The following is a 14,025-nucleotide window of genomic DNA, read 5'->3' as shown; positions in this document are numbered from 1 at the left end:
CTTACATCCAGTAGGTCAGGCGGGTTTTGCGGTCCTTGTTGGCGCTGACCCGCTCGTCGGTATAGTAGGAATCGTCAACGTAATGAGTGGACGAGATTTCCTCGAACACCACGCCGTTGCGCGAATGGAAACGGTGGCGCACGCCGCGCTGCACGGTGATCACGTCGCCGGCCTGGGCCTGGCGCTCCTCGTCGTCCAGCCAGATGGTCATCTCGCCGTACAGCACGATGAAGGTTTCTTCCTTCTTGTGATGGTACTGCTCCGGGTGGGTCTGGCCCGGCAGCATCGCGATCAGCTTCTTGCAGTATTCGCGGTTGACCACGGTCACCATGGTCAGGCCGTATTCATGAAAACGCTCCATGCCGTAATGGTGGGAGATTTCCAGCTCGGAGCGGCCCGGCACCACGATCTTGCCGCGCTTGAACAAGGCCTTTACCGCCTCCACCGCCTTCTGCACCTTGTCGCGCAGGTTCACCGGCTCCAGCGCGGCGGCCATGACGGGCGCGTCGGCGGCGATCGGCGCCTTGGCGGTGTAGCGGACATACTTAGACCACTCGTTGGCGGTCAGCTGGCCTTCCACCGGCGGGAAGGCGAAGGTGACGTTGTCGGCGGTCAGCGCCTCGCCGGCAGCGACCGGGCGGGTGGCGAACACGCCGCGGCGCAGCGAACGCAGGCTGGCCTGCTCGGTTTCCGACACCGCGTCGTCCTCGCCGTCGCCCAGCATGGCCAGCGCGCGCGCGGCGGCGGCCAGCCAGCGGCGGACCTGCTCCGGATTGGCCGAGTAATTGTTGATGCCGTACTGGTCGGTCGGCAGGCCCACATGCTTCTCGAACACCGTCGCGCCCTGGGCGACGGCCAGCATGATGGGCTCCATCAAGTCCGGGTCTTCGTGGGTGGAATAGCCGATGCGCACGCCGGCGTACTGCTGGCGCAGCGCCTTGATCCGCGACAGGTGCAGATGGTCGTCCGGCGTCGGGTATTCGGCCACGCAGTGCATGACGGTCAGGTCCTTGCCGCGGTGCAGCATGAAGCTGACCACCTTGTCGATGTCCTCGCGCCGCGCGCCGGCGGTGGACGCCACCACCGGCTTGTCGCTGCGGGCGATGCGCTCCAGCAGCGGCCAGTCGGTGAACGAACAGCTGGCGATCTTGATGATCTCGATGCCATGTTCTTCGATCAGGTCCACCGACTCCTCGTCGAACGGCGTGCAGATCGCCTTGAAGCCGTTGGCCTTCATCTCGGCCACCAGCTTCTGCATCTGCTCCGGCTGCAGCCGGGTCTCCTCGAAGCGCTTGACGTATTTGACATCGTCGCGGCCCTTGAAGCTGGAGTGGATGAAGGTGTCCAGGTTGCGGTACTGCAGCTTGAACCCGAAGTCGAAATCGAAGCCCTGGCAGGATTCGCGGATGGCGCGGATCAGCGCGACGCCGTGCTCGACGTTGCCCATGTGGTTGTTGGCCATCTCGAAGATGAATAGCGGCTTGCTCATGGTGGGCCTCTCCCTAGTCGAAGTTGGCGCCGAGGAAGGTTTCCAGCTTCTCGACGGTGAAATCCAGCATTTCCCGGCTCAGGCCAGGATAAAGGCCGATCCAGAAGGTGTCGTTCATGATGCGGTCGGTCACCGGCAGCGGCGTCGCGCAGCGGTAATTCCGCCCTTGCATATAGGGCTGCCGGATCAGGTTGCCGGCGAACAGCAAGCGGGTGCCGATCCGGTGCTGGTCCAGGTAATGCAGCAGGTCGACGCGGCTGACCTGCGCCTCCGGCTTCAGCGTCAGCGGGAAGCCGAACCAGGACGGGTCCGCGCCCGGCGTCGCCTCCGGCAGCACCAGGAATTCGGCGCAGCTTTGCAGCCGCTCGCTCAAATAGGCGAAGTTCTGCTTGCGCGCCTCGATAAAACCTTCCAGCCGGTCCATCTGAGCCAGGCCGCAGGCCGCCTGCATATCGCTGATCTTCAGGTTGTACCCCATATGGGAATAGGTGTACTTGTGGTCATAGCCACAGGGCAATTGACCTAATTGCCATCCAAAGCGCTTGCCGCAGGTATTGTCCTTGCCCGGCGCGCAGTAGCAGTCGCGCCCCCAATCACGCACCGACTCCATGATCAGCCGCAGTTGCGGATCGCGGGTGAACACCGCGCCGCCCTCGCCCATGGTGATGTGGTGGGCCGGATAGAAGCTGAGCGTGCCGATGTCGCCGAAAGTGCCGACTTTCTGGCCCTTGAAGGTGGAGCCCAGCGCGTCGCAGCAGTCCTCCACCAGCCACAAGCCATGCTTGCTAGCGAAGGCGGCCACCTTTTCCAGATCGAAGGGGTTGCCCAACGTGTGGGCAATCATGATGGCCTTGGTGCGCGGCGACAGCGCGGCCTCCAGCAGATCGGCGTCGATGTTGTAAGTCGGCAGCTGCACGTCGACGAACACCGGCACCGCGCCGTTCTGGATGATGGGGTTGACCGTGGTGGGGAAACCCGCAGCCACGGTGATCACCTCGTCGCCCGGCTGGATCGCGCGCTCGCCCAGCTTGGGTGAGGTCAGCGCGGTGAAGGCCACCAGATTGGCCGACGAGCCGGAATTGACGGTCAACACGTGCGGCAGGCCGATGAACTCGCCCAGTCGCGCCTCAAAGGACGCGTTGAAACGGCCGGTGGTCAGCCAGCCGTCCAGCGCGGCGTCCACCATATTGGCGATTTCGTCCGCGCCTATCACCTTGCCGGACGGCGGCACGGGGCTCTGGCCGGGGCGGAAGGCCGTCTCGGCGAACCGCTCCTCGGCGTACTGCCGCGCCAAAGCGAGGATGGCTTCGCGAGTAGTGTCTGTCATGCCTTTATTTCTCCGATGGATCGCGCATATAGGCCGCGATCTGGCCCAGCGTGAAGTCTTGCATGTCATCGCCGCGGCGCCAGGCGCGATGCCAGGCCAGCGTGGCGGACAAAGCGGTTTCCAGGTGCCAGCGCGGCTTCCAGCCCAGTTCGCCGCGGGCGCGGGCGCTGTCCAGCCGCAGCATTTGCGCCTCGTGCGGATGATCGCCGCCGTCCCTGTGCCAGGACGCCGCCCCGCCCCATAACCGGGCCATGGTGTCGGCCACCCAGGCTACGGGCTGGTTGCTGTCGTCGGCCGGACCGAAATTCCAGGCCGAGGCCGCGCCGGCCTGCCCTTGCGCCAGCCGTTCCGCCAGTCGCAGATAAGCGGCCAACGGCTCCAGCACATGTTGCCAGGGGCGGATGGCGGCGGGGTTGCGGATGGCCAGCGAGCGGCCTTGCTCGAAAGCCGCCAGCAGGTCGGGCACCAGCCGGTTGGCGGCCCAGTCGCCGCCGCCTATCACATTGCCGGCGCGCGCGGTGGCGATGGGGGCCATGTCCGGATAGGAGCGGCGATACGCCGCGCACACCAGCTCGGCGCAAGCCTTGCTGCTGCTGTACGGGTCATGGCCGCCCAGCGCGTCGCTTTCGCGATAGGCCCACGGCCACTCATGATTTTCGTAACACTTGTCGGTGGTGATGGCCACCACCGCCTCCACCGAGGCGCAATGACGTGCCGCCTCCAGCAGATGCGCGGTGCCCATCACATTGGTGGAATACGTAGCGAGCGGATCGGCGTAGCTTTGCCGCACCAGCGGCTGGGCGGCGAGATGGAACACGATGGAGGGGCGACAGGAGCGGACGGCCTCGGCCAGGGCCGCCGCGTCGCGGATGTCGGCCAGCATCGTCGCGGTCCGGCTATCCACATCGGCGGCCTCGAACAGCGCAGGCGATTGCTCCGGCGCCAGCGAGTAACCATGCACTTCCGCGCCCATGGCGCTCAACCACAGGCTGAGCCAGCCGCCCTTGAAGCCGGTATGGCCGGTCAGGAATACGCGCCGCCCCGCCCAGAAGGCGGGATTCACCACAGCTTCCACGGGGCCTCCCCGCTTTGCCACAGCTCTTCCAGCATATTCTTGTCGCGCAAGGTATCCATGGGCTGCCAAAAGCCATTGTGCTCATAGGCCGCCAATTGGCCGCGGCTGGCCAGGTTTTCCAGCGGCTCGGCCTCCCAGATGGTGTCGTCGCCGTCTATCAGGTCCAGCACCGAGGGGTTCAGAATAAAAAAGCCGCCGTTGATCATGCCGCCGTCGCCGCGCGGTTTTTCCTTGAAGAACTCCACCCGCTCATTGCGGATCTCCAGCGCGCCGAAGCGTCCCGGCGGGTGCACCGCGGTGACGGTGGCTTCCACGCCCTGGCTGCGGTGATATTCGATGGCGGCGGTGATATCGATGTCGCTGACGCCGTCGCCATAGGTGAAGCAGAAGTCTTCCTCGTTTTCCAGATGGCGGCGCACCCGCCCCAGACGGCCGCCGGTCTGCGTGCTCTCGCCGGTATCCACCAACGTCACCCGCCACGGCTCAGCATGGCGCTCATGCACATGCATCTGGTTGTTGCTCAAGTCCAGCGTGACATCGGAGGTATGCAGGAAGTAGTTGGCGAAATACTCCTTGATCACATACCCCTTGTAACCCAGACAAATGATGAAGTCATTGATGCCATGAGCGGAATAGATCTTCAGGATGTGCCAGATGATGGGCTTGCCGCCTATCTCTATCATCGGCTTGGGGCGAAGATGCGATTCTTCGCTGATGCGCGTGCCCAAACCGCCGGCCAAAATCACAGCTTTCATGGATCGTCTCTCTCATCGCGCCCATGACTTCCATAGGCGTCAGCATTGATCTACGCAGCCTCTCCTGAAGTGCGGCATCGATAAGCGCCACCTTCATGAGAGAGCTGTTTGTATCTATCGACCTTAAATACCGGAGGCTTGAGCGAGAAATGCCGCGGCATCCCGCCTCCGCGCAGGACCGCTGCTCAACGTGGCGCGCGCCGGCGCGGTTGACAGCGGTCAAGCCGCTCCAGCGCAAGCGCCTGTTTTCAACTGTTAAAAAAAGCGCCCAAGGTATCCATCAAGTCCTGCACGCTCTTGGCCGCCACGGCGGGATCGAACTCGACCTTGCGCTGATGGCCCTTGCCGGCGGCCCAGTTGCTCACCAGGCACAGGTGGGCGTAGGACAAGTCCAGCTCCCGCGCCAGCGCCGCCTCCGGCATGCCGGTCATGCCGACGATGTCGGCGCCGTCCCGCTCCAGCTTGAGGATTTCCGCCGCGCTTTCCAGCCTCGGCCCCTGCGTGCAGGCGTAAACGCCATTGCGCGCGCTGCTGATGCCGGAGAGCTTGATCGCATCCAATAACCGGCCGCGCAGGTTTTCGTCATACGGAGAGGTGAACTCGGCATGCACCACCGGCCGCTCCGGCCCTTCGAAATAGGTGTGCTTGCGGCCCCAGCTGTAATCGATGATGTCGTGCGGCACCACCAGCCGCCCCGGCGCCATATCGGGCCGAATGCCGCCGACGGTGCCGATGGCGATCACGCTTTTCACGCCCTGGTTATGCAGCGCCCAGAGATTGGCTCGGTAATTGATCTCATGCGGCGCCAGCGAATGCCCGTAGCCGTGGCGGGCGATGAACACCACGTTCTGTCCGGCCAGCTTGCCGAAGGTGAGCGCGCAGGAAGGATCGCCGTAAGGCGTGCGCACAACCTGCCTGTGAGTGACTTCCAGAATGGGCAGCTGGGCCAGCCCGCTGCCGCCTATGATTGCCAACATATTCGTCCCTCCCCGACCTGCGGCTGCGTCCAGCCTGCGGCCATGCTGTTATCGGCGCGGACGGAATGACGCCGCGCTTGTCTTACAGTCTGATTATGTCCGAATCCTGAAGCCTGGCGATAGCCTTAGACATAAGTGCTAAGAAATCTTTTATCCGCGCGTGGAGCAAGCGCCAGACCCGCGTTTGCACAAGATCAAATGTGAATAATTTTCATTTGCACAAAATTAATCTTCAAAGCATAATTAAACGAAAATTATTCTCAAATTCGCCCAAAAATGAGGCGAATCCAGATAAATCACTTCCGTGAAAGCACCTTCATGCTCTGTATCAAATCCATCCTGCCGCTTTCCGGCGCGCTGGCGCTAGGCGCTGTTCTCCAACCCGCCCTCGCAGCCGAAGCGCCGTCCGAACTGGAGCGCGTGGTGGTCACCGCTACCGGCTACGAGCAAAAGATCAAGGAAGCGCCGGCCAGCATCTCCGTCATCACCCGCGAAGAGCTGGAAAAGCAGCCCTTCACCAATCTGGCCGACGCCATCCGCAATCTGGAAGGCGTCAGCGTCAACGGCTCCGGCCCCGCCGACAAGGACATTTCCATCCGCGGCCTGCCCGGCGAATACACGCTGATCATGGTGGACGGCCGCCGCCAGAACACCCGCGAAGCGCGCAGCCGCGGCACCGGCGGTTTCCAGCAGTACCAGATTCCACCGCTGGAAGCGATCGAGCGCATTGAAGTGGTGCGCGGCCCGATGTCCTCGCTGTACGGCTCCGACGCCATGGGCGGCGTGATCAACATCATCACCCGCAAATCGCTGAAGGAATGGCACGGCGCCATGACCCTGGGCGGCACCATCACCGAGCACGCCAACGAGGGCGACACCGGCCAGAGCAGCTTCTGGGTGGGCGGCCCGCTGCAACAGGACCTGTTGTCGCTGCAGCTGTATGGCGCGCTGAACAATCAGGCGGAAGACAGCATCTATTTCCCGAAGAGCCGCGACGGCGGCAAGGATGCGGTCCATGTGGGCGACATCAACGCCAAGCTGAGCCTCACCCCGAACGCCGGCAATGAAATCACGCTGGAGGCCGGCCACAACACGCTGCGCAAGACCACCACGCCAGGCAAATCGCTGGCCGCCGGCTCCGACAAATACGACCAGCTCGACACCCGCGACCACTGGAGCCTGAGCCACAGCGGCAAATACGGCGCGCTGCGCTCCAGCGTGGCCCTGTATCAGGAAATCGACAAGTCCAGCTCCGACACCAACGGCGTCAACGACGGCAAGGATTTGAAGATCACCAACAGCACGCTGGACGCGCAATTGTCCATTCTGCTCGACAGGCACACGCTGAAGCTCGGCTCGCAGATCGGCCAGCAAGTCGGCTCCAGCCTGCAAGCGCAAGAAGCGTTTGATCCCTCCCGCTTCAAGTACCGGGGCGCGGCCAACCCGGACAAGGTGACCATCAATACCTGGGCACTGTTCGGCGAAGATACTTACGACATCACCGACAGCCTGAAACTGACCGGCGGCGGCCGCGTCGATCATCACAGCATCTTCGGCACCCACTTCACGCCGCGCGTTTACCTGGTGGAACAGCTCACCCCGCAATGGACGCTGAAGGGCGGCTTCGGCAAGGGCTTCAAGGCGCCGACCATACGCCAGGGCGCCGCCGGCTTCTGCATGCGCACCGGCAAGCAGATCGAAGTGGGCCTGCTGTGCGGCGACCCCAACCTGAAACCGGAGGAAAGCACCTCCTACGAGGCCAGCGCGCATTTCGACGACAACAAGGGGCTGAGCGCCAACGCCACGCTGTTCTACAACCAGTTCAAGAACAAAGTGGTCAGCTATGGCACCGACCAGTTCAGCAATCAGCTGGTCTCCAAGGGCAAGCCGTCGCGCGTTTATGTTTACGGCAATGTAGACGCGGTGAACATCCACGGGCTGGAGCTGTCCGGCAACTGGGCCTTCGCGCCTAGCTGGTCGCTGTCCGGCAACTACACCTACACCAAGTCCAAGCGCCACGGCGGCAAGGACACCACCTTCTCCGGCCAGTCGCTGGAAGGCATGCCGCTGGACAAAACGCCGGAACATTCCGGCAACGTCAAGCTGGACTGGACCCCGATGGAAAAGCTGGGCCTGTATACCCGCCTCAACTTCGAAGGCAAGCAGTATTACACCGGCTTCCGCAACGGCGCCTACGGCGTGCGCACCCGCGGCGGCTCCAGCACCTTCGACCTGGGCGGCAGCTACAAGCTGAGCAAGCACTTCGACCTCAACTTCGCGGTGCTCAACGTCGGCGACCGCAGCGTCGCCATCGATGACCGCGTCGGCAACTCGGTTCCGAATGTGGTCGGCCCGCTCAACGGCAACTGGATGGTCGACGAGGGCCGCCGTTATTGGCTGACCCTGAGCGGCAAGTTCTAAGCCCCGCGCGCGCCGTCCGCCCCTGGCGAGCGGCGCGGGAAGCCCTGCACGGCAGTTGCCGAACCCCTGCGGTTCGCTAACTGCCGCGTCCCGTTTTAAAGAATGGAGAAAACATCATGCCCCAGAGCCGCGCCTCGTTCACCACGCCCAATGCCGACAAGGTGCTGTACAAGCTGTGCAAGCATTACGCGCTGAAAGTGCCGGTGGATTTCGACAGCCATCGCGCCCACGTCCAGTTTCCCATCGGCGTGTGCCGCATCGAACGCGCCGACGACACCCTGGCGATGTGGTGCGAAGCCGACGCCGCCGACAAGCTGGCCAAGATCGAATTCATCATGGACGAGCACCTGGGGCTGATGGCCAAGCAACCGGAACTCAAGCTTGCCTGGCAAGCTGAAGCCTGAGCGGGAGCCAAGATGAAAACGCTGATCCGCGCCCTGCTCGCGCTCGCTATCGCCGCATGCGCTTTTTCCGCCCGCGCCGCCGTCATCACCGACATCGCCGGCCGCAAAGTGGAGACGCCGGCCAAGGTCCAGCGCATCCTGCTGGGCGAAGGCCGCTTGTTCTACTCGCTGGCGCTGCTGGAGGGCAAAGCCCCGCAGGCGCGGCTGGCCGGCTGGCAAGGCGACTTCCGCCAGCTGGACCCGCAAACCTACGCCCAATACAAAAAGCGCTTTCCGGAAATCGACCGCATCCCGCTGATAGGCAACACCAGCGAAAGCTCGGTCAATGCCGAAAAAGTGCTGACGCTGCGCCCCGACATCGCCATCTTCAGCCTGTCCGGCCACGGCCCCGGCGTGTCCAACCCCATCGTCAAGCAATTGCAGGCGGCCAAGGTGCCGGTGGTGTTCGTCGATTTCCGCGACGCGCCGCTGGAGCACACCATCCCCAGCCTGCGCATCATGGGCAAGGCGCTGCAACGCGAAGCCGAGGCCGAGCGCTTCATCCGCTTTTACCAAACCAGGCTGGACGCCATCCGCCAGGCCAGCCGCGCCATTCCCGCCGCTCAGAAACCCAAGGTGTTTCTCGACCTGCGCGCCGGCGCGTTCCCGCATGTGGCCAGCGCCGGCAAGGGCAGCCTGGGCGAACTGGTGGACGCCGCCGGCGGCGTGAACATCGGCGACGCGCTGCTGCCGACGCCGCTGGGCGAAATCAATATGGAGAAAGTGCTGGCGCTGCAGCCGGACTGGTATATCGGCACCGGCAGCGCCGAACCGGGCGCCGCCGCCGGCATCCAGTTCGGCCCGGCGGTCTCGCCGGCCCAGGCGCGCGCTTCCTTGCTGAAAGCCGCCGCGCGCAGCCCAGTCGGCGCGCTCAAGGCGGTGCGGCAAGGCCGCACGCTGGGCGCTTGGCACCATTTCTACAACACGCCCTATCACATCGTGCTGCTGGAAGCCTTCGCCAAGACGCTGCAACCGCAAACCTTCGCCAAGCTCGACCCCGAGGCCAGCTGGAAGCAACTGCACCGCGACTTCCTGGCCATCGAGCCCCAAGGCGTGTACTGGGTGAAGGGCAAGCCATGACCGCGGCCGCCTTATCCTACCAGCAAGTCGCCGCCGACCATCGCCGCCAGCTGCGGCGCAAATGGCTGGTTCTGCTCGTCCTGTCGCTGATCCTGGCCGCCGGCGCTTTGCTCGACATCACCACCGGCGCCAGCGGGCTCAGCCTGGAAACGCTGTGGCAAACGCTGCGCCAGCCGGACACCGCCGACCCCGCCACCGCCGTCATCGTCTGGCAGATCCGCCTGCCCGCCGCGCTGATCGCCGTCGCCGCCGGTCTGGCGCTGGGCCTGGCCGGCGCGGAAATGCAGACCGTGCTGCACAACCCGCTGGCCGATCCGTTCACGCTGGGCCTGCAGCCGGCCGCGGCGCTGGGCGCGGCGCTGGCGCTGATCCTCAAGCTCAGCCTGCCCGGCCTGCCCGCCGAGTGGATGCTGCCGGTCAACGCCTTCGTCTTCGCGCTGAGCTCGGCCCTGCTGCTGGACCTGGTGTCCCGCGCCGGCCGCATGTCGGCCAACGGCGTGGTGATGTTCGGCATCGCGCTGTTCTTCAGCTTCAACGCGCTGGTGTCGCTGCTGCAATTCATTTCCACCGCCGAGTCGCTGCAAGACCTGGTGTTCTGGCTGATGGGCAGCCTGAGCCGCGCCACCTGGCCGCAGATCGGCCTCACCTTCGCCGCCTTCGCCCTGGTGCTGCCCTGGTCGCTGGCCCGCGCCTGGCAGCTCACCGCCTTGCGGCTGGGCGAAGACCGCGCCGCCAGCTTCGGCGTGGATGTGCGCCGGCTGCGCCTGGGCGCCTTGTTGCGCGCCAGCCTGCTCACCTCCATGGCGGTGGCCTTTGTCGGCACCATAGGCTTCATCGGCCTGATCGCGCCGCACATCGCCCGCCGCCTGGCCGGAGAGGACCACCGCTTTTACCTGCCGGCCAGCGCCCTGACCGGCGCCGCCATCCTGTCGCTGGCGTCTTGCGCCGGCAAGCACCTCAGCGCGGGCGCCATCGTGCCGGTGGGCATCGTCACCTCGCTGGTCGGCATTCCCTTCTTCATCGCCATCGTGCTGCGCAACGGAGGCCGCCCATGAGCCCAGTCCTGTCCATCCGCCGTCTTTCGGTTTCTTATGGCCGCCGCCAGGTGCTGCGCGGCCTGGACGCGCCGGCCTTGCGCGCCGGCGAAATGGCCGCGCTGCTCGGCCCCAACGGCAGCGGCAAATCCACCCTGCTGCGCGCGCTAGCCGGTTTGCAGGCGGCCAGCGGCGACATGCTGCTGGATGGCCAGCCGCTGGCGCGGCGCGATCCGCGCGTCGCCTATCTGCCGCAAGCGCTGCCGCCCGCCATTCCGCTGTCGGTGCTGGAATCGGTGCTGGTGGCCGGCCGCGCTGGCGGATCGGCCTCAGGCAAAGCGCCGGACGAGCGCGCGGCTTTTGCCTTGCTGGACAGCCTGGGCATAGGAGCGCTGGCGATGCGCCGGCTGGATCAGCTCTCCGGCGGCCAAAGACAGCTGGCCGGCGTCGCCCAGGCCTTGATCCGCGAGCCGCAAGTGCTGCTGCTGGACGAGCCCTTGTCGGCGCTGGACCTGAATCATCAGTTCCACGTGATGGCGCTGCTGCGCGAGGAAACCGCCCGCCGCGGCATGATCACCGTCATCGTGCTGCATGATCTGAACGCCGCCCTCAGGCACTGCCAGCGCGCCTTGCTGCTGCAGGATGGCGCGCTGCTGGCCAACGGCCAGCCGGAGCAGGTGGTAGATCAAGCCAGCCTGGCTGCCGTCTACGGCGTGGAAGCGCGGGTGGAGCGCTGCAGCCTGGGCCGCCCGCATGTGCTGGTGGACGGCCTGCGCGCCGTCTAAGCCGAGACAGGGCTAGGCGTCCCAAGCTTAGCCCTGACCCCCTCCCCATCCCGCGCCGCCATTCAAAGCAAACACGACGCCCGGCGACGGCGGCAGATGCCGCTCGATATCCCCTCATCTTCCTTAATCTGTCCGCGCGAGGCGCGGCGCCCATGAGCGCGCCAGGCCTTGGCTTGGCTGAAGGATGCAAACGCGCAGCCGAAGATTCAGCGCGCGTCCGTCCCGACACCGCCCCTGCGCTTTGCCTTATCACAGTCTTGATCATGAGAATGATAATGGTTATCATTTAATAATGAACACGCAAAACCCTCCCCGCCCCGCCCCGGCGCCGACGCCGCAACTGGACAGCCGCCAGCTGTTCGCCGCCGGGCGGGAGGTGCGGATCGAGCACAAGGGCGAGATCTACCGCCTGCAGCTCACCCGCAACGACAAACTGATACTGATCAAATAACAAACCGCGGCCGGCCTCAAGCCCGCCAGCGGCAGACAATAATGGAGATTCCATGGCCCTGTTCCGTGCCACCCCCATCGTTTTGAGCCTGGCGGCAGCCTGGCCCGCTTTCGCCGACAGCGTCCCGCAAATGGAGACCGTGCAGGTCACCGCCCATCGCACGGAAAAGCCGCTGGCCGAAACCGCGCCCAACGCCAGCGTGATCTCGCGCCACAAGCTGGACGACAGGCTGATCCGCGACATCTCCGACGCCGCCAAGTACGAACCGGGCGTGGACGTCGCCGCCGATCCGGCCCGCCGCGGCAACGCCGGCTGGACCATACGCGGCATAGACGGCAACCGCATCCTAATGCTGATCGACGGCGTGCGGCTGCCGGAAGGGTATAGCGGCCGCCAGGGCATCTACGAATCCGGCCGCGATTTCGTCGAGCTGGAAACGCTGCGCGCCATCGACATCGTCAAAGGCCCCACCTCCAGCCTGTACGGCTCGGACGCCATCGGCGGCGTCATCGGCTATCGCACGCTGGCGGCGGACGACTTTGTTCCGGAGGAGCAAGGCCTGGGCGGCAGCGTCAAAACATTCGGCTCGACAGCGGATAACAGCTGGGGCGCGGCCGGCGCTTTCGCCGCCAAATCGGAACGCGGCGATGTGCTGCTGCACTACACCCATCGCAATACGCATGCTTTGGAAAATCAGGGCGAAAACGGCGCTATCGGTCCCAACCGCACCCAAGCCAACCCCAAGAACGGTTACAGCGACAATATCCTGGCCAAGTTCGGCGCCAACGCCGGCGCCAACCGCCGACTGGAACTGACGCTGGAGCAATATCAACGCTCGGTGGACACCGACCTGCTGAATCAGGCCACGCCCCGTTCGCCGTTCAATCAAGCGCAAGACCACACCAAGCGCACGCGCGGCGTCCTGGCCTGGAAAGAGAAGCAGCTCGGCCCGCTGGATGAGCTGACCGTCAAGATTTACGGCCAACAGCTGGAAAACAGCGACCAGGACGTCAGCGGCGTCGCCAATGGCCGCCGCACCTGGAACGACTACGGTTTCGAACAGAAAACCGTAGGCCTGAGCCTGGATACTGCGCAAAGTTTCCAAGCCTGGGGGGCGCAACATCAATTGCTGTGGGGCGCCGACATCAGCGGCAGCGACACCTCGCGGCCGCGCAGCAAATACGCCGTATCGGCCAACAACTCGGCCACGCTGATGCCGGGCTATCCGAGCAAGCTGTTCCCGGACAGCCGCTCCGACCGCCTGGGCGTATTCGTCAGCGACGACATCAAGTTCGCCAATGGCGTGGTGGTGTCGCCGGCGCTGCGCTGGGACCATTACAAAATGAACCCGCAAATGGACGCGGCTTATCTGCTGAACAATCCCAATCCGCAGAATGTCCCCTCCTTCAGCGATCAGGCCTTCTCGCCGAAGTTGGGTATCAGCCTGCCCTTCGCAGCCAACTACACCGCCTTTGCCCAACTGAGCTCCGGCTTCCGCGCGCCGCCGTTCGACCAGGCCAATATGGTCTTCGTCAACCGCAGCCAATACGCGTCCTACCAGGTGCTGGCCAATCCCAATCTGAAATCGGAAACCAGCCGCGGCGTAGAGCTGGGGCTGAAGGGCAAATGGGACAGCTTCGACCTCGCCGCGACAACCTTCTACAACCGCTACCGCGACTTCATCTCGCTGGTGACGCTGGCGCCGGTCAACGGCCTGATGACCACTCAGTATCAGAATATCGGCCGCGCCGACATCAAAGGTGCCGAGGCCAAGGCCAGCTGGCGCTTCGCGCCGGGCTGGAGCGCCAGCGCCTCGCTGGCCTATGCCCATGGGCGCAATCTGCAGGATGGCGCCCATCTGCGCGAAGTCGCGCCTTTCACCTCGGTCTGGGGCCTGCGCTACGACGCTGACCGCTTCGGCGGCGAAGCCCTGGTCCGCGCCGTCGCCGCCAAGAAAGTCGACAAGGCCAGCGAATTCGGCGCGCCGGGCTACGCCACGCTGGATCTGACCGCTTACTGGAAACCGGCTAAGCAGATGGTAGTCCGCGCCGGGGTGTTCAACCTGCTCGACAAGAAATATTGGAAAGACGCCGACGTCCGCAATGTCGCCAGCCGCGATCCGATTGACCAATACACCCAGCCGGGCCGCAACGTCAGCGCCAGCGTCGAATACCAGTTCTAAACCCTT

Annotated in this window: 12 protein-coding genes; 7 read left to right on the top strand and 5 right to left on the bottom strand. The window is 64.6% G+C overall.

The window, feature by feature from the left end:
- Position 1 precedes the first annotated feature (1 nt).
- The 5 genes from NKT35_RS11620 to NKT35_RS11600 all read right to left on the bottom strand — a co-directional run bounded on the left by NKT35_RS11620 (position 2) and on the right by NKT35_RS11600 (position 5,623).
- A complete protein-coding gene (locus tag NKT35_RS11620) occupies positions 2-1,489 on the bottom strand; it encodes an N-acetylneuraminate synthase family protein (RefSeq protein ID WP_254301307.1) in 1,488 nt (495 codons plus the stop codon).
- Positions 1,490-1,502: 13 nt separating this feature from the next.
- The gene (rfbH, locus tag NKT35_RS11615) at positions 1,503-2,816 is read right to left on the bottom strand and encodes a lipopolysaccharide biosynthesis protein RfbH (protein ID WP_254301306.1); all 1,314 of its coding nucleotides are present in this window, start codon (positions 2,814-2,816) and stop codon (positions 1,503-1,505) included.
- A 4-nt stretch (positions 2,817-2,820) separates the two neighbouring features.
- Positions 2,821-3,891, bottom strand: coding sequence for a CDP-glucose 4,6-dehydratase (rfbG, locus tag NKT35_RS11610; protein ID WP_254301305.1), 1,071 nt, complete (start codon positions 3,889-3,891; stop codon positions 2,821-2,823).
- Complete coding sequence (gene rfbF / locus NKT35_RS11605) at positions 3,876-4,646, bottom strand: glucose-1-phosphate cytidylyltransferase (RefSeq protein WP_254301304.1); 771 nt, start codon at positions 4,644-4,646, stop codon at positions 3,876-3,878. The genes rfbG and rfbF overlap by 16 nt, the downstream gene beginning before the upstream one ends.
- A gap of 248 nt (positions 4,647-4,894) precedes the next feature.
- Positions 4,895-5,623, bottom strand: coding sequence for an S-methyl-5'-thioinosine phosphorylase (locus NKT35_RS11600; RefSeq protein ID WP_254301303.1), 729 nt, complete (start codon positions 5,621-5,623; stop codon positions 4,895-4,897).
- 318 nt (positions 5,624-5,941) lie between these two features.
- Between NKT35_RS11600 and NKT35_RS11595 the strand changes: the two genes are divergently transcribed.
- The 7 genes from NKT35_RS11595 (at position 5,942) to NKT35_RS11565 (ending at position 14,019) form a co-directional block, all read left to right on the top strand.
- Positions 5,942-8,044: a TonB-dependent receptor domain-containing protein gene (locus NKT35_RS11595; RefSeq protein ID WP_254301296.1), complete on the top strand. Its 2,103-nt coding sequence runs from the start codon at positions 5,942-5,944 to the stop codon at positions 8,042-8,044.
- 116 nt (positions 8,045-8,160) lie between these two features.
- Positions 8,161-8,448 (top strand): DUF2218 domain-containing protein, encoded by a 288-nt coding sequence (locus NKT35_RS11590; protein WP_254301294.1) that lies wholly within the window; start codon positions 8,161-8,163, stop codon positions 8,446-8,448.
- A gap of 12 nt (positions 8,449-8,460) precedes the next feature.
- Positions 8,461-9,567 carry an ABC transporter substrate-binding protein gene (locus NKT35_RS11585; RefSeq protein ID WP_254301293.1) on the top strand — a complete coding sequence of 369 codons (1,107 nt, stop codon included), beginning with the start codon at positions 8,461-8,463 and terminating at the stop codon, positions 9,565-9,567.
- Positions 9,564-10,622 carry a FecCD family ABC transporter permease gene (locus tag NKT35_RS11580; protein ID WP_254301290.1) on the top strand — a complete coding sequence of 353 codons (1,059 nt, stop codon included), beginning with the start codon at positions 9,564-9,566 and terminating at the stop codon, positions 10,620-10,622. Before NKT35_RS11585 ends, NKT35_RS11580 begins: the two co-directional genes overlap by 4 nt.
- Positions 10,619-11,386: an ABC transporter ATP-binding protein gene (locus tag NKT35_RS11575; RefSeq protein WP_254301287.1), complete on the top strand. Its 768-nt coding sequence runs from the start codon at positions 10,619-10,621 to the stop codon at positions 11,384-11,386. Before NKT35_RS11580 ends, NKT35_RS11575 begins: the two co-directional genes overlap by 4 nt.
- Before the next feature lie 292 nt (positions 11,387-11,678).
- A complete protein-coding gene (hemP, locus tag NKT35_RS11570) occupies positions 11,679-11,837 on the top strand; it encodes a hemin uptake protein HemP (RefSeq protein ID WP_254301281.1) in 159 nt (52 codons plus the stop codon).
- Between the two features lie 52 nt (positions 11,838-11,889).
- A complete protein-coding gene (locus NKT35_RS11565) occupies positions 11,890-14,019 on the top strand; it encodes a TonB-dependent hemoglobin/transferrin/lactoferrin family receptor (RefSeq protein WP_254301279.1) in 2,130 nt (709 codons plus the stop codon).
- The last annotated feature ends 6 nt before the right edge of the window (positions 14,020-14,025 follow it).

Origin of the sequence: Chromobacterium sp. IIBBL 290-4, from assembly GCF_024207115.1 — a bacterium.
Lineage (GTDB): Bacteria > Pseudomonadota > Gammaproteobacteria > Burkholderiales > Chromobacteriaceae > Chromobacterium.
Note: the sequence above shows the minus strand (reverse complement) of the source record. Positions and strands in the feature narration are given on the sequence as shown.